At 71.7% G+C, this 26,340-nt stretch carries 18 protein-coding genes and 5 pseudogenes; 17 read left to right on the plus strand and 6 right to left on the minus strand.

What is annotated here, in order from left to right:
* Positions 1 to 39 precede the first annotated feature (39 nt).
* The 5 genes and pseudogenes from ACFPIH_RS23180 to ACFPIH_RS23200 all read left to right on the plus strand — a co-directional run bounded on the left by ACFPIH_RS23180 (position 40) and on the right by ACFPIH_RS23200 (position 3,499).
* On the plus strand, positions 40 to 1,332 hold the full coding sequence (locus ACFPIH_RS23180; RefSeq protein ID WP_381175113.1) for a multidrug effflux MFS transporter: 1,293 nt from the start codon (positions 40 to 42) through the stop codon (positions 1,330 to 1,332).
* A 6-nt stretch (positions 1,333 to 1,338) separates the two neighbouring features.
* Positions 1,339 to 1,473 (plus strand): annotated as a pseudogene (locus ACFPIH_RS23185) (MFS transporter); the annotation flags it as partial.
* 132 nt (positions 1,474 to 1,605) lie between these two features.
* The gene (locus tag ACFPIH_RS23190; RefSeq protein WP_381175111.1) at positions 1,606 to 2,442 is read left to right on the plus strand and encodes an alpha/beta fold hydrolase; all 837 of its coding nucleotides are present in this window, start codon (positions 1,606 to 1,608) and stop codon (positions 2,440 to 2,442) included.
* 22 nt (positions 2,443 to 2,464) lie between these two features.
* Positions 2,465 to 2,998 (plus strand): TetR/AcrR family transcriptional regulator, encoded by a 534-nt coding sequence (locus tag ACFPIH_RS23195; protein ID WP_381175160.1) that lies wholly within the window; start codon positions 2,465 to 2,467, stop codon positions 2,996 to 2,998.
* Between the two features lie 324 nt (positions 2,999 to 3,322).
* Positions 3,323 to 3,499 (plus strand): hypothetical protein, encoded by a 177-nt coding sequence (locus ACFPIH_RS23200; RefSeq protein ID WP_381175109.1) that lies wholly within the window; start codon positions 3,323 to 3,325, stop codon positions 3,497 to 3,499.
* Positions 3,500 to 3,519: 20 nt separating this feature from the next.
* Here ACFPIH_RS23200 and ACFPIH_RS23205 read toward each other — a convergent pair.
* The 6 genes and pseudogenes from ACFPIH_RS23205 to ACFPIH_RS23230 form a co-directional block, all read right to left on the minus strand.
* Positions 3,520 to 4,257: pseudogene (locus ACFPIH_RS23205) on the minus strand (transposase); the annotation flags it as partial.
* Positions 4,197 to 4,352 (minus strand): annotated as a pseudogene (locus tag ACFPIH_RS23210) (IS5/IS1182 family transposase); the annotation flags it as partial. The pseudogenes ACFPIH_RS23205 and ACFPIH_RS23210, both read right to left, overlap by 61 nt.
* A gap of 272 nt (positions 4,353 to 4,624) precedes the next feature.
* A complete protein-coding gene (locus ACFPIH_RS23215; RefSeq protein ID WP_381175107.1) occupies positions 4,625 to 5,710 on the minus strand; it encodes an alpha/beta hydrolase in 1,086 nt (361 codons plus the stop codon).
* Positions 5,707 to 7,197: a M1 family metallopeptidase gene (locus ACFPIH_RS23220; RefSeq protein ID WP_381175105.1), complete on the minus strand. Its 1,491-nt coding sequence runs from the start codon at positions 7,195 to 7,197 to the stop codon at positions 5,707 to 5,709. The genes ACFPIH_RS23215 and ACFPIH_RS23220 overlap by 4 nt, the downstream gene beginning before the upstream one ends.
* A 66-nt stretch (positions 7,198 to 7,263) precedes the next feature.
* A complete protein-coding gene (locus ACFPIH_RS23225) occupies positions 7,264 to 8,202 on the minus strand; it encodes a M20/M25/M40 family metallo-hydrolase (RefSeq protein ID WP_381175103.1) in 939 nt (312 codons plus the stop codon).
* A 230-nt stretch (positions 8,203 to 8,432) separates the two neighbouring features.
* A pseudogene (locus ACFPIH_RS23230) lies at positions 8,433 to 8,660 on the minus strand (discoidin domain-containing protein); the annotation flags it as partial.
* Positions 8,661 to 9,417: 757 nt separating this feature from the next.
* Between ACFPIH_RS23230 and ACFPIH_RS23235 the strand changes: the two are divergent.
* The 12 genes and pseudogenes from ACFPIH_RS23235 (at position 9,418) to ACFPIH_RS23290 (ending at position 26,340) form a co-directional block, all read left to right on the plus strand.
* Positions 9,418 to 10,716: a condensation domain-containing protein gene (locus tag ACFPIH_RS23235; protein WP_381175101.1), complete on the plus strand. Its 1,299-nt coding sequence runs from the start codon at positions 9,418 to 9,420 to the stop codon at positions 10,714 to 10,716.
* A gap of 200 nt (positions 10,717 to 10,916) precedes the next feature.
* Positions 10,917 to 11,873 carry a fatty acid desaturase family protein gene (locus tag ACFPIH_RS23240; protein ID WP_381175099.1) on the plus strand — a complete coding sequence of 319 codons (957 nt, stop codon included), beginning with the start codon at positions 10,917 to 10,919 and terminating at the stop codon, positions 11,871 to 11,873.
* A gap of 34 nt (positions 11,874 to 11,907) precedes the next feature.
* The gene (locus ACFPIH_RS23245) at positions 11,908 to 12,555 is read left to right on the plus strand and encodes a GNAT family N-acetyltransferase (RefSeq protein ID WP_381175096.1); all 648 of its coding nucleotides are present in this window, start codon (positions 11,908 to 11,910) and stop codon (positions 12,553 to 12,555) included.
* Positions 12,527 to 14,230: an aspartate aminotransferase family protein gene (locus ACFPIH_RS23250; protein WP_381175094.1), complete on the plus strand. Its 1,704-nt coding sequence runs from the start codon at positions 12,527 to 12,529 to the stop codon at positions 14,228 to 14,230. Before ACFPIH_RS23245 ends, ACFPIH_RS23250 begins: the two co-directional genes overlap by 29 nt.
* A gap of 45 nt (positions 14,231 to 14,275) precedes the next feature.
* The gene (locus ACFPIH_RS23255; RefSeq protein WP_381175092.1) at positions 14,276 to 15,781 is read left to right on the plus strand and encodes an AMP-binding protein; all 1,506 of its coding nucleotides are present in this window, start codon (positions 14,276 to 14,278) and stop codon (positions 15,779 to 15,781) included.
* Entirely contained in the window at positions 15,778 to 16,827 is a 1,050-nt protein-coding gene (locus ACFPIH_RS23260) for an amidohydrolase family protein (RefSeq protein ID WP_381175090.1), read from the plus strand. The genes ACFPIH_RS23255 and ACFPIH_RS23260 overlap by 4 nt, the downstream gene beginning before the upstream one ends.
* The gene (locus ACFPIH_RS23265) at positions 16,824 to 17,072 is read left to right on the plus strand and encodes a phosphopantetheine-binding protein (RefSeq protein ID WP_381175088.1); all 249 of its coding nucleotides are present in this window, start codon (positions 16,824 to 16,826) and stop codon (positions 17,070 to 17,072) included. Before ACFPIH_RS23260 ends, ACFPIH_RS23265 begins: the two co-directional genes overlap by 4 nt.
* Positions 17,069 to 18,007, plus strand: coding sequence for an amidohydrolase family protein (locus tag ACFPIH_RS23270; protein WP_381175086.1), 939 nt, complete (start codon positions 17,069 to 17,071; stop codon positions 18,005 to 18,007). Before ACFPIH_RS23265 ends, ACFPIH_RS23270 begins: the two co-directional genes overlap by 4 nt.
* A gap of 243 nt (positions 18,008 to 18,250) precedes the next feature.
* Positions 18,251 to 24,400, plus strand: a pseudogene (locus ACFPIH_RS23275) (amino acid adenylation domain-containing protein); the annotation flags it as partial.
* Between the two features lie 4 nt (positions 24,401 to 24,404).
* Positions 24,405 to 24,629, plus strand: a complete 225-nt coding sequence (locus tag ACFPIH_RS23280; RefSeq protein ID WP_381175081.1) for an MbtH family protein — start codon at positions 24,405 to 24,407, stop codon at positions 24,627 to 24,629.
* Positions 24,626 to 25,369 carry a thioesterase II family protein gene (locus tag ACFPIH_RS23285; protein WP_381175079.1) on the plus strand — a complete coding sequence of 248 codons (744 nt, stop codon included), beginning with the start codon at positions 24,626 to 24,628 and terminating at the stop codon, positions 25,367 to 25,369. Before ACFPIH_RS23280 ends, ACFPIH_RS23285 begins: the two co-directional genes overlap by 4 nt.
* A complete protein-coding gene (locus ACFPIH_RS23290; protein ID WP_381175077.1) occupies positions 25,366 to 26,340 on the plus strand; it encodes an aldo/keto reductase in 975 nt (324 codons plus the stop codon). Before ACFPIH_RS23285 ends, ACFPIH_RS23290 begins: the two co-directional genes overlap by 4 nt.

Raw genomic sequence — 26,340 nt, forward strand, 5'->3', positions numbered from 1 at the left:
TGTTTGTTAACGGGTGAACTATAGGTTACCTTTCAATTCATGGTAGCTCCGTCCCCCTCCCGTGCCGCCACCGCACAGGCCTCCGCCGGTCCCGGTTCTTCCCGGCGCCCGGCCGCCGCCCTCGTCGCCGTACTCGGGGCGCTGACCGCCGTGGCCCCCCTCGCGATCGACATGTACGTCCCCGGGTTTCCCTCGATGGGGGACGCGCTCGGGGCGAGCAGCTCAGCCGTGCAACTGACGATGACCGCGTTCCTGGCCGGACTGGTCGTCGGCCAGCTGATCATCGGTCCGCTCAGCGACGGCCTCGGCCGGCGTGGGCTGCTGATATCCGGGTCGGCCGGATTTGTCTTCTTCTCCCTCGCCTGCGCCGTCGCCCCCAACATCGCCGTCCTGACCGGCGTCCGCTTCCTGCAGGGCGTGGCCGGCGCTGCGGGCATGGTGCTGGCCCGTGCCGTGCTCACCGACCGCTTCCACGGGGCCGATCTGCCGCGCTACTTCGCTGTGCTCTCCCAGGTGATGGGCGTGGCGCCGATCGCCGCGCCGGTACTCGGCGGAGCGATCCTGTCCGTGGCCACCTGGCGCGCGGTGTTCGCCGCACTGGCCGTCCTGGGCGTGCTGCTCCTGCTCGCCGTACTGCGGGCGGTGCCCGAGTCGCTGCCGCCCGAGCGGCGCCACGGCCGCGGGGTGGCGAGCACCTTCGGCGCGATGGGATCGCTGCTCGCGCGCCGCACGTTCATGGGCTACGTCCTCGTCGTCGCCCTTGCCGCGGCCGCGCTGTTCACCTACATCAGCGGCTCCAGTTTCGTCTTCGAGAACCTCCACGGGGTCTCCTCGACGACGTACTCGCTCATCTTCGCGACCAACGCCGTGGGCATGCTGATCGCCGGGGCGGTCTTCGCCCGCCTGGCCGGCCGGGGCGTACGCCTGAACACGCTCCTCACGGCCGGTGTCGGCATCTCCTTGCTGGGCGCACTGGCGCAGGTCCTGCAGGTCGTGGTCGTGGGCGAGACCCTCGTGGGTACCTGGATCACGCTGTTCGTGACCGTCGGTGGCATCGGCATGGTCTTCCCCGGAGGCATGAGCATCGGGCAGACGGTGGGCCGGGCGGCCCCGGGCGCGGCGTCCGCGCTCCTGGGCGGCCTGCAGTTCTTCCTCGGGGCCCTCGCCTCACCGCTGGTGGGACTGTTCGGCGAGGACAGCTCCCTGCCGATGGCGCTGATCATGCTGATCGCCGTGGCCGCGGCGGGGCTCGCCCTCGTCGGGCTCGCCCGGCCCTGGCAGGGGCATGGTGAGCCGGACGACTCGGCGGTCCGGGGAGGCCCTGGCGCATAGTCGTGCTTCGCGGAGGTGGCCGGCGCCAGGGCGCTCGTACCGGTCGTCCTGTCGATCCCCGGGCTCGCCCTCGCGCCGCTTGCGCCCTTCGCGGGAGTTGTCATCGACCGGCTGGGACGCGAACGCCTGCTGGTCGTCGCGGCATCGCCTCCTGCACCGTCCCGGTGGAGACGGCGTACCTCCTGGGCGACCTGGGCTGCCTGCGGCATTGACAGGTTTGGTTAATGGGATTAGCTTTTGGCTAACGGAGTTAGCCAAGCCCTGGGGGATGTCATGACCGAGCACCTTGCCGTCGACGGCGGCACGATCGCTTACGAGGTGGCGGGGTCCGGCCCGCTGATCGTTCTCGCGCACGGCATGGGCGACAGCCGTGCCGCTTACCGTGCCGTGATCCCGCCGCTGGTGGCGGCGGGCTATCGGGTCGCCGCGGTCGATCTGCGCGGCTGCGGCGAATCGAGCGTGGGCTGGCCGGCCTGGAGCCGCACCGCCATCGCCGGCGACCTGCTCGCCGTGATCCGCCACCTGGGCGGCCCCGCCGTGCTCGTCGGCCACTCGATCTCCGGTGGCGCCGCCACCATCGCCGCCGCGCGGGAACCCTCGCTGATCACCGCGGTCGTCGAGTTGGCGCCGTTCACCCGCAAGCAGTCGATCCGCCTCGGCGACCTGCGGGTGAAGCGCTTCCGGCAGGGCATGCTGCGACTGCTCGGCACGGGCGTGTTCGGCAGCGTGCCGCTCTGGCGCTCGTACCTCGACGCGGCCTACCCCGGTGTGAAGCCGGCCGACTGGGCCGAGCGGCTCGGCCGCGTCGACTCCCTGATGCGCGAGCCGGGCCGGATGAAGGCGATGCAGGGCATGGGCCGCAGCGCCCCGACCGACGCCGGCGCGCAGCTCGGCAACGTCCGCTGCCCGGTCCTGGTCGTGATGGGCACGCTCGACCCCGACTGGGCCGACCCGCACGCCGAGGGCTCGGCGATCGTCGACGCCCTGCCGTCCGGCCTCGGTCGCCTCGAGATGATCGAGGGCGCCGGGCACTACCCGCACGACCAGTTCCCCGATCAGGTGGTTTCGCTCATGCTCGCCTTCCTCGGATCGGACGCCGCCCGTGCCTAGGGTCGGCCTGGACCCGTCGGCCGTGGTCGCGGCCGGTGCCGCCCTCGCCGACGAGGTGGGCCTCGCCAACCTGACGATGGGGTTGCTGGCCGAGCGGGTGGGCGTGCGCACCCCGTCCCTGTACAAGCACGTGGGCGGCCAGGACGACCTCAACCGGCGCATCGCCGCCTTGGCGTTGAGCGAGGCCGCCGACGCCGTCGGCGGCGCCGTCCAGGGGTACGCGGGCCGCGACGCCCTGGCCGCCGCGGCCCGCGCCGTCCGCGCCTTCGTCCTGGAGCACCCCGGCCGGTACGCCGCGACGATCGGCGTGGAACCGTCCGGCCCGGACGACCCGGTGGCCACCGCGGCGCAGCGGCTGCTCGGCGCGTTCACGGCGGTCCTGCGCGGCTACGAGATCGGCGAGTCCGACGTGGACCACGCCCTGCGCATGCTCCGCAGCCTCTGCCACGGCTTCGCCACGTTGCAGGTGGCAGGCGGCTTCCAGTGGAGCGCCGACATCGACGAGAGCTTCGAGTGGCTGATCGCCTTCGCCGACCGGGGCCTGCGCGCCATCTGAGAAATGGCTCGGCATGGAGTGGCGGCTCGCGCAAGGTGCCCCGGCTGCCGAGCTGTGAAGGTGGGCTGTGGACGTGACACCCCGGAAAGTGACGCGGGACCAGTTGACGGGAGCGGCGCGGGCCGGCTGCTGGAGGCCGTCGAGCGGCTCGCGGGCGGCAGCAGGAAGGGTCGTGCGAGAAGACCGCGCTCGACTTCGCGCCGTGCTGTCTGGCCGAGGCGGCCTCGCGTGACCGGAGGATCGCGGACGCCCGGGACCGGCTGGAGGAGCGGCTGCGTGAACTCGCCGCAGCGGTGCGGTCGCGTGCCGAGTACTCGGTCGTCCATGGCGAGCTGGGGCTGGACCACGTGCTGGTGGACCGGGACGGCAACCCCCGTGCTGATCGACGGCCTCGACGAGGACCGCCTCGCGCTCTGCACCCTCACCCAGCGGCTGTCCCTCACGGCTGGTCCGCTCAGGCTGCTCGCGGTGGTGAGGGTTGATGGATCGTCAGGCCGCTGATGGCATGTGATCATGTCGGCCCGTATCAGCGCGTAGACCTCGCGGGCTGTGTAGCGTTTCAGGCAGCGCGTTGTCTCGCGCTTTCTTTGTCCCTCGGCGGTGCGTCGCTCCAGGTGGGTACGCGTGCGCTCGTCCTGGCGCATGCGGGTGACCACGATGCGATGCAGCGCGGCGTTGGCCTGCCGGTCCCCGCCCCGGTTGAGCCGATGGCGCCGGGTCTTGCCCGAGGACTTCTCAACGGGGCTGGCGCCGCACAGCGCGGCGAAGGAGGCCTCGCTGCTCAGCCGCTCGGGATTGTCGCCGGCGGTGATCAGCAGGGCCGCGGCACTGTCCGGCCCGATCCCGAGCCGCTCCAGCAGGCTGGGTGCGCTGGCCCGGACCGCTGCGGTCATTCGCCGCCCGAGCTCGGTGACCTCCTGCCGAAGCCGCAAGACGCGCTGTGCGCGACAGTGCGGCTCGGGTGGATCGGTCGGGCTGGTTGACCTCTGCCACCGGCACCCGCCGGGTCGCGAGGTAGCGGGCGAGGCCAGCGCCGTAGGAGCCGGTGCACTCCACCCCGGCCCGCAGTACTGTTCCGAACTGGCTTGCCCGATCAAGAAGTTGGCGGTAGCCGGCCGCGGTGGCCGGGAACTCCCGGGTGTCCAGCAGCCCCCCAGGTGGTCAAGGACGGCAGGGACGTGCACGTGCTCCAGTTCGGGCCGTTGCGGAGGTGGACGAGGGTGAGCAGTGTCTGTCGGCCCGCGCTCAGGCGACGCCATCGGGTGCCGAGAGCGCGCCGGCGTTCCCTCAGGCGGGCGGCGAGGAAGCGGAGGGCAGAGCTGGACACGTCGACGCCGGACGAGTAGACAAGCATGCTCCCTGGCCGGGAAGGGAGTGGTCCCCTTGAACTGACCCCACCCCCAGAACACCACTGGTCACACGTCTGGGTTTCTGATGGCCACCAGCCTGGACCCCCAACGGCCATGTTCACCGGACACGAGCAGACCCATGATCCGTTGGCGAGGTCACCACAGTGACTGTCACCTCTTGCTCGGGTGCCTCACCCGCTCCATGACCTTCGTGGAACGGTCACCGTGGCCGGTGAGCCGCCGACCGGTCGGCGGCGTGTCCGGCTTACCCCGGGCGCTACCGGTGAGCCGGCACCACCCGCGTCGTCGCGGTGACGTCCGGCAGGGGCCGTTCGCCGGTGAGTACCGGCAACCCGTCCTGGTCGCCCTGGAGTTCATAGCCGAAGAACGCGGTCGCGTAGGCGACGAGTGCGTCCTGCTGCCGGGAGGGGGCCAGTTCCTGGGCCGGGCAGGTGCTGTCGTCCACACCGAACAGGTACGGCGGCGTCCAGGTCGTGTTGTAGTAGTTGTGGTTCGCGCCCTTCAGCGAAATCGAGTAGTCCGTCGCGGTGTTCAGCCCGGTGACGTCGTCCAGGTACTTCTGGCCCGCCTCGCGGACCGCGCCGTCACAGGAGCCGGTGACCACCGCGAACGGCAGCTTGGTGATGAGCGTGTCGCTGTGGTCGCCCTCCGGGTCGTCGAACTTGACCGGGGCCAGCCCCAGGACCGCACGGACGCGCACACCGGCCGGCCATTCGCCCCGGTGCTTGTCCGATGCCTGCCACATCACGCCCTTACCGCCACGTGAGTGTCCCAGGGTGCCGACGCGGTTCATGTCGACATGGCCGGTGAAGTCCGGTGCGACCGGCCGCCCGGACGGATCGACGAGATGCCGTGCCAGCGGTCCGCCCCTGCCCGCGGCCAACTGCTGCCACAGCCGCAGGTGTTCGTTGACGAGCCGGGCACGGTCGCCGTAGTCGAAGGACGTCTGGTTGATGGCGTCCACGCTGATCGACACCACGACGAAACCGCGGGCTGCCAGCGCGGCGCCCAGATAGTCGTAGCCGCGGTAACTCGGGAACGGGCGCGATCCCTTCGTACAGGGCCAGTCGACGGCGTCCTTGGAGTCACAGGCCCACCACGAGCCGTGTGCCATGACGATCAGGGGGAGCCGGCCGGCCGGGCGCCGCGGATAGTGCACCTTCGCGCGCACTTCGCTGACCGTGCCGGACCGGGAATCGGTGAACGCCTTGTCACCCAGGTCGTACTCGGCGACCGCGACCGAGCCGGCACTGTCCTGCGCCGTGGCGGGCACGTGTGCACCCCCCGCCAGCAGGGCGGAGACGAACAGCAGCGCGGCCGCCAGACGGATCGGGTTTCTCATGTGTGGTCTCCCGACCCGCTCGAGGTGTTGCGCGCCGCGGCCGTTCCGCCGCCGTGCTCCGCTGCCGGGTCGAGTGACTCGAGGGACCCCGGGTAGAGGTACTTCCTCTCTGGGACGGTGGTGCCGTGCGCCCACGCGTCGAAGAAGCCGGTGAGGTTCTTGCCCGAGACCTTCCCCATGAGCGCCTCGAACTGCGGCCAGGACGCGTTGCCGTAGCGGTGCTCGCGCTGCCAGCGCTGGAGGGTGCCGAAGAACGCCGCGTCGCCGACCGTACGGCGCAGGGCGTGCAGCATCATCGACCCCTTGAAGTACAGGGCGCCGTCCAGCTCGCGGCCCTGGCCGGGGTCGTACAGCTTGGTCGTCCAGAACTCGGGGTCGGCCTGGCTCTCCTCCAGCATGCTGCGGTAGAAGGTTTCGTCCAGGTCGTATCCGTCCTTCTCGTACCACAGCTGGACGGCGTACTGGGCGACGCACTCGGCCAGGCAGCCGTCGCGCCAGTCGGAGAGGGACACGCTGTTGCCGAACCACTGGTGGGTGTTCTCGTGGACCACGGAGGCGTCGAAGAACCCGTTGTGGTAGGTCGGGCGGCTCTGTGTCTCCAGGGCGGACGGGCCCTCGCCGTCGTCGCCGGTGATGACGATCGCCCCGGCCGAGGAGAACGGGTACGGGCCGAACTTCGAGGCCAGGAAGTCGATGATCTCCGGCAGTTGCGCCTCCTTCGCCGGCTCGATGCGGGCCTCGGGGCTGTAGGCGTTGATGACGGGGGTGCCGTCGGAGAGCGTCGAGGTGCGCACCGTGAACCTGTCGATGGCGACGGTGCTGAGGAACGTGGCCATCGGCCGGTCCTCGTACCAGCGGAAGGTGGTCGTGTCCCGATCGGTGGTCGTGTCGCCGGGCCGACCGTTGCCGACCACCGTCCAGCCGGTGGGGACCGTGGCCGTGAGCCGGAAGGTCGCCTTGTCCGAGGGGTGGTCGTTGGCCGGGTACCAGGCCGTGGCGGCGTGCGGCTCGCCCGTCACGTTCGCGCCGCCGTCGGCGAGGGTGTGCCAGCCCTTGCCGACCGGTTCGCCGGAGTAGCGGACACGTACGGAGAAGGGCGTGTTCTTCGCGAGCGGCCTGGCGGGGGTGATGACGAGTTCGTGCGCGCGCTCGCGGGACACGGCACGAGCGGGTGTGCCGTTCACGGTGACGGAGGTGACCTGGAAGCCCTCCAGATCGAGGTGGAAGCGGTCCAGATCCTGTGTCGCGAGGGCCTGTACCGTTGTGTCGCCCTCCAGGTGGCGGGGGCGGGCCGGGTCGTAGTTCACGCGAACGTCGTACTGGGAGACGTCGTAGCCGGAGTTGCCGTCTTCGGGGTAGTACGGGTCACCGGCGCCGCCGGGGGTGGCGGGGGCGGCGGAGGCGGGCAGGGCTGTGAGCACGATGCCGACAACCACGGCCGTGGCCAGGGTGGTGGTGCGGGGGCGACGTTTCCAGCGGGCAGGCATGCGTCTGCTCCTTCGGTGGCCGGGAGAGTTCGGGGGCTCGGGAGGTGTTGAGAGGCCGGGCCGGGGTCAGCTGCGGGCGGCGAGCTGCCAGACCGTGCTGATGAACGCGTTGGTACTGGTGGTCTCGGTCACCGGGTCCACGTTCTCCAGGCGGTCGCACGCCTCGTGGTAGCAGTCGTCGAGGCCCGTGGCGAAGCCGCCCACCGGGATGCCCGCGTTTGCGAACGACTCGTGGTCGCTGCCGCCGGTGCCGATCTCGAACGTGCGCAGGTTACGGGCCGCGAAGTACTCCTTGAACGCCTGGGCCGCCGCCGGGTCGTCCTGGACGATGAGCCACGGCCGGCCGCCCTTCGTGCCGGCCATGTCCACGTTCAGATAGACGTCGATCCGGTCGCGTTCGGCGGCCGGCAGATCCCGCACATAGGCACTGGATCCCACCAATCCGGCCTCCTCGGCGCCCCACCAGGCGAAACGCAGATGGCGGTCGGGCTTGAGGCCGGCCTTGGACACCTGGAGGGCGGTGGCGAGCAGTGCCGCGGAGCCGGAGCCGTTGTCGTTGATGCCGGGGCCGGTCTCGACACTGTCGAGGTGCGCCCCGGCGAACACGATGTGCTCGGGGTCGCCGCCGGGCCAGTCCGCGACGAGGTTGTAGCCGGTGGCGCCGTTGTGTGTGAAGCGGTGCAGGGTGGTGCGGAAACCGGCCTTGTCCAGCCTGGCCTTCACATAGGCGACCGAGTCGCGGTAGCCCTGGGTGCCGTGGGCGCGGTTGCCGCCGTCGCGGTCCGCGATCCGCTGTAGTGCGTCCAGATGCGGCATGACCTGGTCCGCGGTGACGACGGGCGGGGTGAGGCCGGTGCGGGGTTCGGCCATGGCGGTGGAGGCGCCGGCCACGAGGGCGGCGCACAGGCCGAGGACCGCGGTCGCGCGGCGCAGGCCGGAGGACGTGCGGGGCCGGGGCGTGCGACGACCGGCTAAGTGGAGACCTGAAGTGTTGATCGAGTGCATCGGTGCGCTTCTCTCCGAAGGGAGTTGACGGCGGGTGTGCCCGGATGACCGGGCACGGGAGATCACGAACAGGGCGCTTGCGATGCCCTGGATTCCGGAGGGAGAGACGGTCTTGCGGCGAACCGGGTTGTAAAGAACTGGCAAAGCGCCAGGGGTGGTCTCCGGCCGCGCAGGAGAGCGGGGCCGTCCGCTGGGGACGGGCCGCTGTGAGTGTCGTGGAACCGGTCGACTCAAACCAGATATGCCTCCACCTCGCTGAACCGGTCCGCCGTCCAGCCCGTGTTCGCGGTGACGTTCAGCCGCGGCCGGCGAAGGTTGGTACTCGCTGGCAGCTGCATGGTCACGGTGTTGCCGGTCGCCGGGTCGAACCGGTAGTTCGTGGACGCGGGGACGGTGGAGTACGCCGAGCCGTCGGTGCTGCCCTGCACGGACAGGGTCTGTGTGCGGGCCTGGCCGGCTCAGACTGAGGATGGAAAAGGCTCACTGGTCCTCGACGAGAATGCTGCGCACCTTCTGGGCCGGGACGCGGACCCGGTACGCCCCCTCGCCGTGCCGCGGCACCGCCGGCGGGGGCGCCGGCAACGATTCGCCCCACCGGCACAGGGTACGGGCGCGCGCCGCGACGCCGGCCGAACTCCTCGCGCTGTCCGCCCCGGGCGCGACCGTGCAGATCGGTCCGGAAGCCGAGATCCCGCCATGCCCTGTCGACTTGTGGGACTCATCGATCCCACATGCCCCACCAGCAGCACTGGCCCGGTGTGCAGCACCGCGCTCATGAGTGCGATGGCCAGCGGTTTCTGTGGCCGTCACCGAAAAGGCGGGCGCAGGACCGGAATGGGCGGGCGGCTGGCTGGATCTTGCTCTCGAGTGGAGGGGCCATTGGCAGTGGTGGGTTCTGTGTTGTAATGTTTCGTATCCGTAAGGGAAAACGTTCGATCGATGTGCAGCGGAAATTCCGTGACCTGCTCCCCGCGGTCCATGCATCGATATTTGGAGAACGTGCCCTTATGTACGGGGTGTTGCCGCCTGTCTGGCGGTCGACTGATTGAGATCCAGCCTTCAGTTCTAGTGATCGAGCGCGATCTCCAAGAGAAAGCCATGGCTTTCTCTTTCCTTGCAGCCTTCTGAACCGATTGAGCCGACGGTGACGTTCGCATGCCTGCGGACGTGTCCGACAAAGGGAAGGATGCTGTGCGAAACATCAGTGAATCGGGCGTGCCCTTACTTCCGCCGCAATTACGTACCTGGAAGGCACAGGAACGCGATCCGACCAACCCGGTGTTCTTCATCTGCGACTATCTGGAGATCCGCGGCCCGGTGGACCCCGACGTGATGCGCGCGGCGCATCAGCAGGTCGAGCGGGAGACCGAGGCATTGCGTCTGCGTATCGCGACGGAGGGCGGTGAGCACCGCCAGTTCGTCAGGCCGGAGCCCTCCCCACTGCGCCTGCTGGACCTCTGCGGCGCCCTCGACCCGGCCGCGGCGGCCCAGGCGTGGATCGACGCGGATGTGCGACTTCCGGTGGATCCAGGTGAGTTGTGCAGCGCCACGCTCATCAGGACGGCACCCGACCGGTTCCTGCTGTACTGGAAGGTCCATCACGCGGTGGTGGACGGCTGGAGTCTGGCACTGCTCTTCAACCGCGTGGCGGCCGTGTACACCGAGCTCGCCGTCGGCCGAGACGGCTCGGACGGAGCGCCGGCACCGTTCTCGTGTCTGCTGGAGAGCGAGGCGGCGTACCGGGCGGGGAAAGGTCTCTCCAGGGACCGGGAGCACTGGCTCGGCGCGTTCGCCGACCTCCCGGAACCCGTCGGGCCGTCACATGGGCGGGCCGAGGTGGCCGTCGGCCGCAGACGCCGGCACCAGCTGCCGCCCGACCGGGTGGCGCGCCTGGGCGCCACGGCCCGGAGCATGGGCGTGACCTGGTCGGACCTGGCCGTGAGCGCGGTCACGGCCTACGTGGGCACGGCGGCGCGCATCCCGGAGGTGCTCCTGGGGCTGCCCACGGCCGGGCGGCTGAGCCCGCAGACTCGCAGGGCCCCCGGCATGGCCATGAACATCCTGCCGCTGCGGGTTCCCTTCGACTCCGGATCGACCCTGGCCGAGCATGCGCGACGCGTCTCCCGCGGCGTCCGCGAGGTGCTGCTGCACTCGCGCTACCCGACCGCGGAGCTGTCCAGGGAGATCGCCGAGCGGGGCGGATCGGGGCGGCTGTGGGCCGCCATGGCCAACGTCATGCTCTTCGACCACCGGCTGGACTTCGCGGGTGCGCCGGCGACCATGCACACCGCTTCGATCCCTCTGACGGTCGACATGACGGTGTATCTGCTGCAAAGCGACGCGGACGGCACGGTGGAGGTCATCCTCGACACCCATCCGGACCTCTACGACGAGCAGACGACCGACGCGCACCTGGAGGGGCTGCTGTCGCTGCTTCGCGCCCTGGAGGCGGCCGGCCCGCAGACCCCTCTGCACGAGGTGTGCCGCGAGCCGCTCCGTACACCGGCGAGTTGAGAGACGCCGTTCACCGGGACACCGCACGCGGACGCCGGACACACCCGGCTGCCCACGCCCTCCCGGACGCCCCGTCCGCGGGATCCGCACCGGCACCCGGCGCCGCCACACGCCCACCGGCATCGGTCGGCCCGGCCTCGACTCGCGGCCTCCCCACCCCACCCGCACTGCCGTTCACCAGCGGAAAAGGAGACAGAGACATGGAGGCGCCGGCAGGCCAGAGCGCACCCTCCGGGGCGCACAGTCCTTCTGACACCACCGAGCTGAAAGCGGCCCTGAAACATCTGAGAACCGAGCCACGCGGCTGGGTGTTCACCTTCAAGGTGGGCCTGTGCGCGGTCCTCACGGGCACCGGCGTCGCCCTCGCGCTCCAGCCGCACCTGTGGGCCCGGATCACCGGAGTGATCCTGACCGGAGCCATGTTCGCGCACGCGGCGGAGCTCCAGCACGAGACGCTGCACAACCTGGCGTACCGCAGCCGCCGGACGAACGCCGTCTGCGGCATCGTCCTCGGGCTGCCGATGCTGATCTCCTTCGCCGCCTACCGGGCCGCACACATGCGCCACCACCGTGATCTGGGCACGCCGATGAACCGGGAGTTCTTCGACTACGGCGACCAGTACGGGACCAAGGGCGACCGGTCGAGACTCGCCGCCGGACTGGACTGGGCCGCCCGGTTCGCGATGGTCCACCACTACGCGCTGTTCGCCGCGAACCTCGGGCGCTCGCTGCTGGGGAGGGACTTCGAAGGGGAGAACGCCCGGATCTCCCGCCGGATCCGGCGCGACCACCTCCTGGCGGCGGCGGCCGTCCTCGCGCTCGCCGCGCTCTCCTGGTGGACGGGGAGCGCCGTCGTCCTCTGGGCGTGGCTGCTGCCCCTGGTGCTGGTGGCCGCCCCGGTGCACGCCGCGGTCGAACTGCCCGAGCACTACGGATGCGAGACGCTGAACCGCGATCCCTTCGCCAACACCCGGACGATCCGGTCCAACCGGTTGGCCACGTGGTTCACCAACGGGAACAACTACCACGTCGAACACCACCTGATGCCCAACCTCCCGATCGAGCGGCTGCCGGACCTCCACAGGGAGGTCCGGGACCGGATCCGGTATTTCCACCGCGGCTATTTCGACTACTTCACCAAATTGCTCCGCAAGTGATCCGAAGGGACCGGCAGTGGACGTGACCTTTCGCATGGCGCGGACCGAAAAGGAACGCGCCGACGTACTACGGCTGCGCGACGCGGTATATGTCCAGGACCAGGAGAGGCTGGCCGACGCCGCCGACACCGCGGGCACCTTCGACCGTTTCGACGGTCAGGCCCAGTACATCGTCGGATACCGCGGCGACGAACCGGTGGGCACCATCAAAGTGGTACCGGATTCCCCGCTCGGGCTGCCGTGCGACGACACCGTCGACCTCACGGCACTGCGCCCGGGAAACCGGCTCGTGGAATTCGGACACCTCATGACCCTGCCGGCCGTCCGGAGCCAGAACATCGGCATGGTGCTGATGCGCGAGGCGCTTGTGCACAGCGTGCGCGCCCACCGTGCGACGCATATACTCGGCGATTTCTTCGTCGACGATTCCGGCGGCCTCCGGGATTTCTACAGGGAAATCGGATTCACCGCCCTGCACGAGCCGTACCGGGACATCCGCTTCCAGGGCGCTCCGCTCAGCCTGGTCGCCGTCCTCGACACGGCCGACGCGGTACGCCGGGCGCGGACCGGGGAGCACCGCGGCAGCCGGCTGCTCCAGTTCTTCTTCGGCGACTACGACACCTACGCCGCCGCACCCCCGAAGGAGGCAGCGCATGCGCGCACGGCGCCAGCGGCTGGCTGAGCTGAAAGCGGCCCACAACCACCCCACCTACGCCCGCATGGCGTTCGTCATGGGCTGCGGGGTGCAGGGACGGGGAGAGGGAAGCCGGGTCCTGGACGAGGACGGCAGGTCGTTCCTCGCCCTGTTCGACCAGTACGGCAACCAGTCCTTCGGCTACTCCCACCCCCGGATCGTGGGCGCCCTGCGGGAGCAGCTGGACAGCGGAGTGCTCAACAGCACCAAGATCATGTTCGAGGAGGTGCAGATACGGCTGTCGGAACGCCTCGCACGGACCACCGGGAACCGGCTGCCGTACTCGTACCTCGCCAACGGCGGCGGGGAGACCATCGACAACGCGCTCAAACTCGCCCGGGCCGCCACCGGCCGCCCCGGCGTCATCAGCGCCCAGGGCTGCTTCCACGGCAAGACCTTCGCCACGCTCAGCGCCTCCGGCAGACCCGAACACCAAGCTCGTCTTGGCCCGTTCATGGAGCACTTCCGGCAGGTGCCCTTCGGCGACGTGGACGCGCTGGCCGCCGTACTCGACGACAGCGTCGGTGCGGTCCTGCTGGAGCCCGTACAGGCGGAGGCCGGTGTGATCGTGCCGCCGCCCGGCTACTTCCAGGAGGTGCGCAGGCTGTGCACCGAGGCGGGAGCCCTGCTGGTGCTCGACGAGATGCAGACCGCCTTCGGCCGGTGCGGCACGTTCTTCGCACACGAGCAGTTCGGCATCACACCGGACCTGGTGTGCGTGGGCAAGGCGTTCGGCGGGGGAATGCTGCCGCTGTCCGCCGTGCTCGGCACGGAGGAGGTGTGGACGGTGCTGCGGGAACTGCCCTCCACCTTCGGGTCCAGTCTGGGCGGCAACCCGCTCTCCTGCCGAGTGGGCCTCGAGAGCATCGCCATCGCCTCCGACGAGGCGTTCCTGGCCGGCGTGCGGGAACGGGCCGTCGTCATCGGGCAGCGGCTGGGCGCGGCGGCACAGCGCCACCCCGGCGTACTGGCCGCGCACCGGGGCCTGGGCATGATGCACGGTCTGGAGTTCCACGACGAGGCGACCGCCGGGCATGTGCTGGGCCGACTGCTGGAAGAGGGCATCACCTCGACGTACTCGCTCTACAACCCCAGGGTCCTGCGCGTCCAGCCGCCCATGGTCATCGCCGCGGACGAACTCGCCCACTGTCTGGCGGTGCTGGACACCCTGCTGGCCGAGACCGAAGCACTGGGGGACGCGACAGGCGGGGGCCCTGGCGTCACCCTGTCACCCGTCTCCCGCACCGTACGGCTGCCGCACTCCGTCCGGGACGTCCTCGACGCGCTGCACGCGGCCCCCCGGGCCCTGGACCCCTTCGCCGCCGACGGCACGCGCGCCCCGGCAGGCGGGGACCCGGAGTTCACCGGGCGGCTCGGCGCGGACACCGTCGTATGGACGGACCACGTCGACCTCACCGGCCAGGGGGTACGGCTGTGGGCCGAGCCCGGCTGGCTGTGGCGCACGCTCGAACGCGAGACCAGGGTCGAGCCCGACGGCGCCGACGGCAGCGTCCTGCACGTCCGCGTCACCTGGGACACCGACAGCGCCGGCTACGAGGACATGGTCGGCGGACGCATCGGCTTCTTCGTGGAAAGAGGCCTGACCGAGCGTCTGGCGGCCTTCCGGACCGCACTACCCGAGCCCGCGCGGAACCCCGCGTGAGCCGCCCCGACCGTCCGCACAGCGAGAGGTGACCGAAGAGTGAGCATGAGTCTGTCCCGCCTCACGGACCGATACGGCGCCCACAGCACGGCCCGGGTGGTGGAGATCGATGTCGCCGGCCGGCGCCGGGAGACCACGCACACCGAACTGCACGCCCTGGCGGCGGCCCGCGCCGAGCAGCTGACGGCCGCCGGCGTACGGCCCGGCCATCTCATCGGGATCCGGGCGGGCAACAGCATCGACTGGCTGTCCTGGGACCTGGCGGCCCTGGCCGTCGGCGCGCTGCTCAAGGCGTTCCCGGACGACACCGACCTCTCCGACCCGGAGAAGTTCGTGTCCGGGCACGGACTCGCCCTGCTGATCGCGGATGTCCCCGTCCCGGCGAACGCACCCGCGGTGGTACGGCCCGACGGGGTACCCGCGCCCGGCTCGGTGCCCGAGACGGCCGAGGTGACCGACCGGCCGGACCTGCACAGCCTGGTCTACTCCTCCGGCACCTCCGGGCGGCTCAAGGGCCTGGAGATCAGCGCCGCCGGCACGGCCTACGTCATCAACCGCTTCATCGACGCCTTCGACGTCACCGGCGCGGACCGCCACCTCGTCTTCCTGCCCCTGGCCAACTACCAGCAGCGGCTGTCGCTCTACTGCTGCCTGTGGCTCGGCGCCGACCTGGTCCTCGCCCCGTACCAGCGGGTCTTCCAGGCGGTGCGCCAGGAGCGGCCCACCTTCCTGATCGGCCCGCCGGTCTTCTACGACACGGCGTTGCAGCTCTACCTCGGCAGCGGCACGGACGGCACCCTCCACGACTTCCTCGGCGGGCGGATCCGCTTCCTGATCACGGGCATGGCCCCGATCCGGCGGGAAACCCTGCAGGGGTACTGGTCCCGGGACGTGCGCCTCCTCGAGGCGTACGGACTGACCGAGACCGGCATGATCGCCTGGAACACGGAGCACGCCGTCCGCCTCGGCACGGTCGGCAGGCTGATCGACCCGGAGGCGGTCACCGTCCTGGACGACGGCGAGGTGGTCATCGACCGCCCGGCCCCGCTCAGCCTCGGCTACTTCGAGACCGACGGCGTCTCCGCGCCCGAGGACACCTTCCGCCCCGACGGCTCGATCCTGACCGGAGACTACGGCCGGCTGGACGAGGACGGGTACCTCACCCTCGTCGGGCGCAAGAAGGACGTCATCGTGCTCGGCAGCGGGCGCAAGGTGCATCCGGCCGAAGTGGAGGCCGCGTTCGCCGAGGTGGTGGACCTCGGCGAGATCGTCGTCGTACCCACGCCCCGGTCGGGCAGGATCGGTGCGATCGTCACCCCGGCCGACCCCGGCGACCCGGCGCTGCGGTCACGGCTGCGGACGCGGATCGCCGAGGTCAACCGGACCCTCGACCCCCAGCACCGGGTGACGGCGCTGGTCTTCTCCGACCGGCCGCTGCGGGCCGACCCCGCGTTCCTGACCGGCAACCTCAAGCTGAGCAGGGCGCGTGCCGCGGAGCGTTTCGCCGAGGCGGGCGACCCGGTGCTCGTCGGGAGCGAGGACACCCCATGAGCGGCCCGGCGCCGGCCGGCCCGGCCCCGGCGGACACCGGGCGGACGGCCGTCGTCGACGCCCAGGTGCAGCTGGGCAGCGAACTCGCCATCCCCCGGGCCTTCCTGGAGTACCAGGCCGCCAACGTCCACCACCGCCTCACCGCCCACGGCCATACGGTGCGCCCCACGCGGATCCTCGACCAGGTGCTCGCCGTCCACCAGGACGACGAGGCCGACAAGCTGGTCGCCGAGATGGACGAGGCCGGCGTGGACCAGGCGTTCCTGGTCGTGCCGGACTTCTCGCACGTGGCCCGGTGCCGGCTGACCCGACCGGAACTCGCCGCGCTGCACCACCGGGTGACCGTCCGCCACCCGGGCCGCTTCCACGTCTTCTGGGGAGTGGACCCGCGCGCCGGGCAGGACGGGGTCGACCTGTTCGAGCACTGCGTGACCGCGTACGGGTTCTCCGGGCTGAAGCTGTACCCGCTGTGCGGCTACTCACCCAGCGACCGCCGGCTGTACCCGTACTTCGAGATCTGCGAGCGGTACGGGCTGCCCGTGCTCAGCCACACGGGCCCCGGCTGGGGGCCGCTCGACTTCACCTACGGCGCCCCGCTGCTGCTGGACGGGGCGGCGCGCGACTTCCGCCGGGTCGACTTCATCCTGGGCCACGGGGGAGTCACCCATGTCGACGAGTCGACGTATCTCTGTGCCCACCGGCCCAACGTGCACCTGGACATCAGCCAGTTCCACTCGGTGCTGCACGCGGACGGCTGGCGGGCGCACATCAACCGGCTCCTGAGCACGGGAATCGGTCACAAGGTGCTCTTCGGCACCTGCTGGCCCTCCTACCGGCTCAGCGAGTCGCTGACCTCACTGGTCACCGCCTTCGCCCCCGGCGCCCCCGCCGTCGAGGGACTGCGGGAGCGGGAACGCCGGCTGGTGATGAGCGGCAACGCCCTGCGGCTGCTCGGCCGGAGCCGACGTGAGAGCCGGGCACAGCACACCCCGGACCCGGCGCCCGCCGGTGGCACCGGACCGACGGACAGGAGGGAGCGGACATGAACGGCGAGACGCTGGAGCTGGAGAAGGCCCTGATCATCTGGGTGGAGGAGTGGACGGCGGACGCCGCCCAGGTGGCCGTCGACGCGGAGACCAACCTCAGCCACACCGGTGTGCTGGACTCCATGGCCGTCGTCGGCCTCATCGCCCACCTGGAGGAACAGGCCGACGTGTCCTTCGACTTCGCGACCTACGACCCCGCCGACGGCGTCACCATCCGCGGCCTGGTCCGGCACTGCCTCGGATGACCGCCCTCTACGACGGCCACTGCCATGTGGCGTCCACCCGGTTCATCCCCGGGCGGTTCGTCGAGGACGTCGCCGGCAACGTCCACCAGGCACTGGCCGCCCATGGCCCGGCGCCGTCGGCCGGACGTATCGCCCAGGGGTATGCCGGCCGGCACCAGGACCACCTCGCCGACGGCCTGGTGGCCGAGATGGACGCGGCCGGTGTGCGGAGGGCGGTGCTGCTGGTGCCGGACTTCGCCCTGCGGCTGCCCGGCAGCCCGCCCCCACAGGAGACCGCCCGGCTCCACCACGGGATCCGGCTGCGCCACCCCGGCCGCTTCTGGGTCTACATCGGCGTCGACCCACGGCGCGGCCCCGAAGGGGTGCGCGACTTCGAGGAGCAGGTGGAACGCTACGGACTGGACGGGGTGAAGCTCTATCCGCCCTGCGGCTACTCACCCTCCGACCCCGGCCTTTACCCGTACTACGAGATCTGCGCCGCCCGCTCACTGCCCGTCTTCGTGCACACCGGGCCCACGGCGGCGAGTCTGGACTACGAGTCCGCCCACCCGCTGCTGATCGACCGGGCGGCACGGGACTTCCCCACGGTGCCCTTCGTCCTGGGGCACGCAGGCCTCACGCACGTGGAGACCGCGGGCTACCTCGCGGCCTACCGGCCCAACGTCTATCTGGACATCGGCGGATTCGCCAGCACCCCGACGCTGCGCGACTGGCCGGACCACCTCAACCGGCTGTTCCGGCTGGGCCTCAACCACAAGATCATCTTCGGTACGGACTGGCCGCTGGGCCGTATGGCGGGCGGACTGAAACGCCTCGTCGACGAGGTCGTGCACGGGCCCGCCGTCTTCGCCGGGGTACCGCGCACCGAGCGGGACCTGGTCCTGGGCGGCAACCTCCTGCGTGTCCTGGCGCCGGCGAGCCGTCCGGCTCCCTAGAGCCGAAGCGAAGCGAGTCCGCCGGGACCAGGACGGCCCGGCACCCACCCCCATCCGCTGGACGAACGAACGCACGAACGAGAAACGGGAGGAGCGATGGCGATGACCGGACCGGACAGTGCGTCCGTGCGCCACCGGCGGGCAGCGGACCTCGCGCCCGCCGAGGCCGCCGCCACCCTGGCGGACCTGTTCGAGGCACGGGCGCTGCTGCACCCCCACAGAACCGCCGTCACCTGCGGCTCCGAGCACCTCGACTACGCGACGCTCGACGAGCGCGCCAACCGAGTGGCCCACGCGCTGATCCAGTACGGCGCAGGACCCGAACGGCTCGTCGCCCTGGCCCTGCCCCGCACGGCCGACCTCGTGGTGGCGGTCCTCGCCGTCCTCAAGACCGGCGCGGCCTACCTCCCGCTGGACCTCGACCACCCCCGGGAACGCCTGGAGCACACCCTCCAGGACGCCCGCCCGGTGCTGCTGCTCAGCCTGGATCCGGTCGAACTGCGCACCGACGCCCCGCGGATGGTGCTGCGCGACCCGCGTACCGCGGCGGACCTGGCGGACCGCCCGTCGGCACCGCCCACCGCGGCCGACCGCCACGGCCCGCTCACCGCGGACACCGCCGCGTACGTCATCTACACCTCCGGCTCCACCGGCCGGCCCAAGGGCGTGGTGGTCACCCACCACAACGTCGTCCGTCTGTTCACCCTCACCGCCGCCTTCTTCCGGTTCACCGAACACGACGTCTGGACGCTCTTCCACTCCTACGCGTTCGACGTCTCGGTCTGGGAGATGTGGGGCGCGCTGCTGTACGGCGGACGCCTGGTCGTGGTCCCGTACGAGACCAGCCGCGCTCCCGAGCGCTTCCTCGCCCTGCTGGCCGACGAGCGGGTCACGGTCCTCAGCCAGACCCCGTCCGCCTTCTACCCCCTGGTGCACGCCGACCGGGACCACCCCGCGACGGGGGACCGGCTCGCCCTGCGCAGCGTGGTGTTCGCCGGCGAGCCGCTCGACTTCGCCCGGCTGGCCCCCTGGTACGCACGGCACGCCGACGACGCCCCCGTCCTGGTCAACATGTACGGGATCACCGAGACCACCGTCCACGTCACCATCACCGCCCTCACCCGCGACGACGCCGCGGCCGGCGCCCCGAGCCGGATCGGCGACGGCATCGCCGACCTGTCCCTCCACGTCCTGGACGAGGCGCTGCGCCCCGTGCCGGACGGCGTCGCCGGAGAGCTGTACGTCGCCGGACCGGGTGTCGCCCGCGGCTATCTGAACCGGCCCGACCTGACCGCCGCCCGCTTCGTGGCCGACCCCTTCGGACCGCCCGGCAGCCGGATGTACCGCAGCGGTGACGTGGTCCGCCGCGGCGAGCGGGGCGACCTGGAGTTCGTCGGCCGCGCGGACGACCAGGTGAAGATCCGCGGCTTTCGGATCGAGCCCGGCGAGATCTCGGCGGCGCTGGAAGCCCACCCGGCGGTGCACCAGGCCGCCGTCACCGTCCGCGAGGACACCCCCGGCGACCGGCGGCTGATCGCTTACGTCGTCCCCGACCGCCGGGCGCGGACACCGGCCGGCCCCACGGCCGAGGGACAGGTCGACGACTGGGCGAGGGTGTTCGACTCCCAGTACGCGAGCACCGGGACGACGGAAGCCTTCGGCGAGGACTTCACCGGCTGGCACGACAGCTATGCCGGCGGCGCCCCCCTGCCCGTGTCCCACATGCGGGAGTGGCGCGACACGACGGTACGGCGCATCCGTGAACTGGGCCCCCGCCGCGTCCTGGAGATCGGTGCGGGTACCGGCCTGCTGCTCGCACCCCTCGCTCCCGGATGCGAGGAGTACTGGGGCACCGACGTGTCCGCACAGGCGATCGACACCCTGCGTCGCGCGACACAATCCCTGCCCGCCCTGTCCGACCGGGTCCGGCTGAGCCACCGGCCCGCCCACGACACCGGCGACCTGCCGGCCGGACACTTCGACGTCGTGGTCCTCAACTCCGTCGTGCAGTACTTCCCCGACGCCGACTACCTGACCGACGTCCTGGCCAAGGCCTGGCGGCTGCTGCGTCCGGGCGGCGCCCTCTTCGTCGGGGACGTCCGTGACGCCAGGTCCCTGCGCTGCTTCACCAGCGCCGTGGCCCTGCGCCGCGCGTCGGCCCGGGACGACCGGGGCACGCTGCGCCAGACCGTCGAGCGCGCCCTGACCCTGGAAGCCGAACTGCTGGCCGCGCCGGACTTCTTCCATGCCTTCGCCCGGCAAGAGCCGGGGGTGACCGCCGTGGACATCCAGGTGCGCCGAGGCCGCCACCACAACGAGATGACCCGGTACCGCTACGACGCGGTTCTCCACAAGGCGGACATCACCCCGGCCGCCCCCGCCCTGCCGGACACCGTCCGTCTGCGCTGGCCCGAGGACGCGGCGTCCCCGGCCGGCATCGTCGCCCGGCTGCGCGAGCGGCGGCCCGAGCGGCTCCGGGTGACCGGCGTCCCCGACCGGCGGACGGCCCAGGAGGCCGCGGCCACCCGCGCCTTCGACCACGGAGCGGGCCTCGCGGAGATCCGCGGCCTGCTGGCCCGCGCGCCGCACGGGGCCGAACCGGACGCGTGGCACGCGCTCGGCGGTGAACTGGGCTACCGGGTGGCGGTCGCCCCGTCCGCGACGAACGTGGGCACGGTGGACATCCTCTTCTCCCGCACGGACGGGGTCCTGGAGGCGTACGAGCCCGCCACCGCACTCGCCGAACCGGCCGCCCACACCAACAGCCCCATGACGGCACGCCACGGCACACAGCTGACCACCGCTCTCCGAGCCCATCTGCGGGACCGGCTGCCCGACTACATGGTGCCGACGGCCGTGGTCCCCCTGGAGCGGCTGCCCCTGACCGTCAACGGCAAGCTGGACCGCGCGGCGCTGCCCGCACCCGTGCTCGAATCGGGCTCCGGCAGCCCCCCGCGCACGGACCGAGAACGGACGCTGTGCGCGCTGTTCGAGGACGTCCTGGGCGTCAGCGGGATCGGCCGCGACGACGACTTCTTCGCGCTCGGCGGCCACTCCCTGCTGGCCACCCGCCTCGTGGCCAGAATCCGCGCCGTGTGGAACGTCGAACTCCCCGTCCGGGCACTCTTCGACGCTCCGACGGTCGCCGCCCTGGCCGCCCTGCCGGCCGGCCCCCAGGCCGATGCCACCCCCCGGCCCGCGCTGCGGGCGGGTGTACGGCCCGACCCGCTGCCCCTGTCCTTCGCCCAGCGCAGGCTGTGGTTCCTGCACGAACTGGAGGGCGCGAGCAGGGCGTACCACGTTCCCTGGCTGCTCCGCCTGACCGGCCCCCTGGACCACGACGCCCTGCGGGCCGCCCTCACGGACCTGGTGACCCGGCACGAGGCTCTGCGTACGGTCTTCCCCGACCAGGACGGCGAACCCGGCCAGAAGATCCTCGACCCCGCGGACGTCCATGTGGCGATGCCCGTGCACGAGACCACCGACACCGCCCTGCCCGCCGCACTCGACGACGCCATGTCCGGCGCCTACGACCTCGCCTCCGCCATCCCGCTGCGAGCCGACCTGTACCGGCTCGGCCCGGACCGGCACGCACTGCTGCTGACGATCCATCACATAGCCTGCGACGGCTGGTCGTTCGCGCCCATCGTGGAAGACCTGATGGCGGCGTACGGCAGCCGCGCCGGAACCCTGCCCCCGGCCGGGCCCACCGAGACCGTCGCCCAGTACGCCGACTACGCGCTCTGGCAACGGGAACTGCTCGGCGACCCCGGAGACCCCGGCAGCCCCCTCGCCCGGCAGCTCGCCCACTGGCGCGACCGCCTGGCGGGCCTGCCCGCGGAGCTGGAACTCCCCTGGGACCGCCCGCGTCCCGCACAGCCCACCCACCGCGGCAGCGCCCTGCCCCTGACCTGTGACGCCGAACTGCACCGTGCCCTCACCGAGCTGTCCCGGCGCACCGGCACCAGCCTGTTCATGGTGCTCCAGGCCGGCCTTGCGGCGCTGCTCACCCGGCTCGGCGCGGGATACGACATCCCCATCGGCTCACCCGTCGCCGGCCGCACCGACCAGGCCCTGGAGCGCTCGGTCGGCTTCTTCGTCAACACCCTCGTCTTCCGCCTGGACACCTCGGGCGACCCGACGTTCCGGGACCTGCTGGACCGGGCCCGCGACGCGGCGCTGGGCGCCTACGCCCACCAGGACCTGCCGTTCGAATACCTCGTGGAGGACCTGAACCCGCCCCGGGCCCTCGGCCGCCACCCCCTCTTCCAGGTCTCCCTGGCCCTGCAGAACGTTCCCCGGCCCCGCTGTACCGTCCCCGGCCTCGAACTCGGCACCGAGCTGCTGCACCCCGGCGCGGCCCGCTTCGACCTGCTGATCGACCTCACGGAACAGTACGACGGCGACGGCGCTCCCGCGGGCCTGACCGGTTTCGTCGAGTACAGCACCGACCTGCTCGACCGGGACACCGTGCGCGTTCTGGCCGACCGTCTCGCGCTGTTCCTCGTCCGGGCCGCCGCCGACCCCGACACGCCGTTCGAGACGCTGGACGTCCTGACTCCCGAGGAGCAGCGCCTGCTGGCCGAGCAGCGCGGCGGACCGCACCGCCCGAGGCCCGCGGTCAACCTGCCCGACCTGTTCCGCGAACAGGTCCGGCGGACCCCCGACGCGCCCGCCGTGAGCTGCGGAGACCAGCGGCTGACCTACGCGGACCTCAACACCCGCGCCAACCGGCTGGCGTGGCGGCTGCTGGACGCGGGCGCCGGACCCGGACGGCTCGTCGCACTCGCCCTGCCACGCTCCGCGGACCTGGTCGTCGCGGTGCTGGCCGTACTGAAGACCGGCGCTGCCTACCTGCCGCTGGACCCGCGCCACCCGGCCGAGCGCATCGCCCTGCTCCTCGCCGACACGGTCCCCGTCTGCGCGGTGACCACGGCGGACGGCTCCCGGCTGTTCCCCGAGAGCGTGCCCCGCCTCCTGCCGGACGGGCCGGGCCACGACGCCGACCCCGGCGACGCCGATCGCACGGAGGCACTCCGCCCCGAGCACACCGCGTACGTCATCCACACCTCGGGTTCCACGGGCCGGCCCAAGGCGGTCCTGATTCCGCACTCCGCCGTCGTGAACCTGGCCCTGTGGGCCCGGGAGGCCTTCGGTCCGGGGCGGCTCTCCCACGTCCTGGCCGCCACCTCGCTCACCTTCGACGTCTCCGTGTTCGAAATCCTCTGCCCCCTGATGTGCGGCGGCAGCGTGGAAGTGGTGCGCGACGTGCTCTCCCTCGCCGAACGCCCGGCGGGACGCTGGGAGGGAAGCCTCCTCAGCGGAGTACCGTCGGCCCTGTCGAACCTCGTCGGCCACCACGACGTCACCCTGGACGCGGACGACGTCGTACTGGCGGGCGAGGCACTGCCCGGCCATGTCGTGGCGGAAATCCGGGCCGCTGTACCCCGGGCCCGGATCGCCAACGTCTACGGCCCGACCGAGGCCACCGTCTACACCACGGCGGCCTGGCTCGCCGACGACGCGGAAAGGGCCGCCCCGCCCATCGGCCGCCCGCTGCCCAACACCCGCGTCCACGTGCTCAACCGGCACCTGAAACCGGTGCCCCCGCGGGTGCCCGGCGAGCTGTACATCGCGGGCGCGGGGCTTGCCCACGGCTATCTGAACAGCCCCGGGACAACGGCCTCCCGATTCGTCGCGGACCCCTTCGGAGGTCCGGGTGAGCGTATGTACCGGACCGGCGACATCGTCCGCCGCCGCCCGGACGGCGCCCTGGAATTCGTCGGCCGGGCGGACGACCAGGTGAAGATCCGGGGATTCCGGATCGAACCCGGGGAAGTGGCGAGCGCCCTGGCGGACCATCCGGCCGTGGCGCACGCGGTGGTGACGGTCCGGGAGGACCGGCCGGGGGACAAGCGACTGGTGGCGTACCACGTGCCGAGCCGGGACACCGCGGGGCCGGAGCAGCGGCCCGGGGAACTGCGCCGCCATCTGGAGCGCAGGCTGCCCCCGTACATGGTCCCCGCCGCCTTCGTCGCGCTCGGCGCACTGCCGCTGAACGCCAACGGCAAACTCGACCGCACCGCCCTGCCCGCACCGGAGGCGGGCGGACACGGAACCGTCCGCACCCCGCGCACCCCCGACGAGAAGGCGCTGTGCGACCTGTTCGCGGAGGTCCTCGGAGCGGACCGGATCGGCATCGACGACAGCTTCTTCGACCTCGGCGGCCACTCGTTGCTGGCCACCGTGCTGGTGTCCGCCGTCCGCGCCCAACTCGACGCGGACCTCGCCGTCCGCGACCTCTTCGAGGCACCGACCGTCGCGGCCCTGGCGCCACGGCTGCGCCCCAGGCGCCCGGACACGCCCGAACCGATCCCGCAAGAGAGGAAGTAGAACCATGGCCAACCCGTTCGAGGACCCGGCGGGGACGTTCCTCGTCCTGGTCAACCACGAGGGCCGGTATTCACTGTGGCCGGTGTTCGCCGAGATCCCCCCGGGCTGGCAGACCGTGTTCGGACCGAGTGGCCGCCCCGCTGCGGTGGACTACGTGGAACGCGCCTGGACGGAGCTGGGGCCCGCTTCCCCGCCCGGCGCCGCCGCACCGTCCGGGACGCGGGCATGACCCGGACCCTGACGCTTCTCCACGACCCGGCGGACCCCGAACTCGACCTGGTGGTCATGCCGTTCGGCGGGGGAGGCCCCACCGCCTTCCTCCCCTGGACACGGCGGATCCGGCCGTCCTGGAGACTGTCCGCGGTCTGCCTGCCCGGCCGCGGCGCGCGGTTCACCGAACCCTTCCACACCGATGCCCAGGCGGCAGCACAGGAAGTGGCCGCCGCCATCCGGTCTTCGCGGCTGCGGAGCTCGCCCCGGCCACTGGTCCTGTTCGGTCACAGCCTGGGCGCCCTGCTGGCACGGGACGTCGCCGCCCTGGTGCCGGCGGAGCTGCTGTGCGTCGCGGGCTGCTCACCGCCGACGGACCGGGGCCGGTCCGGCTTCGAGGCCGAACCGGAGCACGTGGTCCGTGAGTTCACCCGCTCCCTGGGGCTCGCCGACCCCGGAATGCTGGAGGAGGTCGTCACCCTGACCACGCCCGTGTTCCGCGCCGACCTGGCCCTCTACGACGGGTACCGGGCCCCCGCGACGCCCCTGGCCTGCGATGTCGTCGCCTACTACGGGGACCGGGACGACGTGCCGGCGCAGGCGTGGAGCCGGCACACCACCGGACGCGCGGCGGTCGTACGGCTGCCGGGCGACCACTACTTCGTCCAGCGGGCTCCCGGTCCGCTCGTCGCCGACCTGGAGAGGCGGGCCGGCCGTGTCCCCCCGCTCCACCATCGAGAGGTGAAGGCCCGTCCATGAAGTACACCAATCTCGGCCGCTCGGGCCTCATGGTCAGCCGGCTCGGTCTGGGCACGATGAACTTCGCGGTGCACACCTCCGAGACGGAGGCCCACGCCATCCTGGACCGGGCCGTGGACAAGGGCATCAACCTCGTCGACACCGCGAACACCTACGGCTCACGGCTCGGCGAGGGGGAGACGGAACAGATCATCGGCAACTGGCTGGCCCTGGACCCCGCACGCCGCGACCGGATCGTCCTCGCCACCAAGATGTACGGACTGATGAGCCACCGGCCCAACGCGGGGCGGCTGTCCGCCTTCCACATCAGGAAGGCGTGCGAGGACTCCCTGCGGCGCCTGCGCACCGACCACATCGACGTGCTGCAACTGCACCACATCGACCGGACGACACCCTGGGAGGAGACCTGGCAGGCGCTCGAACTGCTCGTCGCCCAGGGCAAGGTGACCTACATCGGCACGTCGAACTTCGCGGGCTGGCACCTGGCGAGGGCGCAGGAGTACGCCCGGCACCGGGACGCCACCGCCCCGGTGAGCGAGCAGTCGGTGTACAACCTCCTGGAGCGGACCGTCGAGCTGGAGGTGCTGCCCGCCTGCCGCGCCTACGGCATCGGGCTGCTGCCGTACAGCCCGCTGCACGGCGGACTGCTCGGCGGGGCACTGCGCCGCGCCGCCGCCGGAGGACGTACCGCGTCGACCAAGTCCGGCAGACAGCTCGAACGCCACCACGAGGCGATCACGGCGTACGAGAAGTGGTGCGACGGTCTCGGTGTCCCGCCGGCCCGGGTGGCGCTGGCCTGGCTGCTGCACCAGCCGGGCGTCACCGCGCCGGTCCTGGGCCCTCGTACGGCCGAGCAGCTCGACGACGGGCTCGCGGCGCTGCGGATCTCCCTCGACGGCGACCGCCTCAAGGAGCTCGACGCGTTGTTCCCCGGTCCCGGAGGGCCCGCACCGGAGGCGTACGCCTGGTGA

Origin of the sequence: Streptomyces vulcanius, from assembly GCF_042653945.1 — a bacterium.
Classification (GTDB): Bacteria; Actinomycetota; Actinomycetes; order Streptomycetales; family Streptomycetaceae; genus Streptomyces; species Streptomyces mangrovi.

Excerpts from the sequence above, each read along its gene's own strand:
- ACFPIH_RS23180 (WP_381175113.1), top strand. The coding sequence starts at position 40 with ATGGTAGCTCCGTCCCCCTCCCGTGCCGCCACCGCACAGGCCTCCGCC.
- ACFPIH_RS23190 (WP_381175111.1), top strand. The coding sequence starts at position 1,606 with ATGACCGAGCACCTTGCCGTCGACGGCGGCACGATCGCTTACGAGGTG.
- ACFPIH_RS23200 (WP_381175109.1), top strand. The coding sequence starts at position 3,323 with ATGGCGAGCTGGGGCTGGACCACGTGCTGGTGGACCGGGACGGCAACC.
- ACFPIH_RS23215 (WP_381175107.1), bottom strand. The coding sequence starts at position 5,710 with ATGAGAAACCCGATCCGTCTGGCGGCCGCGCTGCTGTTCGTCTCCGCC.
- ACFPIH_RS23220 (WP_381175105.1), bottom strand. The coding sequence starts at position 7,197 with ATGCCTGCCCGCTGGAAACGTCGCCCCCGCACCACCACCCTGGCCACG.
- ACFPIH_RS23225 (WP_381175103.1), bottom strand. The coding sequence starts at position 8,202 with ATGCACTCGATCAACACTTCAGGTCTCCACTTAGCCGGTCGTCGCACG.
- ACFPIH_RS23240 (WP_381175099.1), top strand. The coding sequence starts at position 10,917 with ATGGAGGCGCCGGCAGGCCAGAGCGCACCCTCCGGGGCGCACAGTCCT.
- ACFPIH_RS23245 (WP_381175096.1), top strand. The coding sequence starts at position 11,908 with ATGGCGCGGACCGAAAAGGAACGCGCCGACGTACTACGGCTGCGCGAC.
- ACFPIH_RS23250 (WP_381175094.1), top strand. The coding sequence starts at position 12,527 with ATGCGCGCACGGCGCCAGCGGCTGGCTGAGCTGAAAGCGGCCCACAAC.
- ACFPIH_RS23255 (WP_381175092.1), top strand. The coding sequence starts at position 14,276 with ATGAGTCTGTCCCGCCTCACGGACCGATACGGCGCCCACAGCACGGCC.
- ACFPIH_RS23260 (WP_381175090.1), top strand. The coding sequence starts at position 15,778 with ATGAGCGGCCCGGCGCCGGCCGGCCCGGCCCCGGCGGACACCGGGCGG.
- ACFPIH_RS23265 (WP_381175088.1), top strand. The coding sequence starts at position 16,824 with ATGAACGGCGAGACGCTGGAGCTGGAGAAGGCCCTGATCATCTGGGTG.
- ACFPIH_RS23270 (WP_381175086.1), top strand. The coding sequence starts at position 17,069 with ATGACCGCCCTCTACGACGGCCACTGCCATGTGGCGTCCACCCGGTTC.
- ACFPIH_RS23280 (WP_381175081.1), top strand. The coding sequence starts at position 24,405 with ATGGCCAACCCGTTCGAGGACCCGGCGGGGACGTTCCTCGTCCTGGTC.
- ACFPIH_RS23285 (WP_381175079.1), top strand. The coding sequence starts at position 24,626 with ATGACCCGGACCCTGACGCTTCTCCACGACCCGGCGGACCCCGAACTC.
- ACFPIH_RS23290 (WP_381175077.1), top strand. The coding sequence starts at position 25,366 with ATGAAGTACACCAATCTCGGCCGCTCGGGCCTCATGGTCAGCCGGCTC.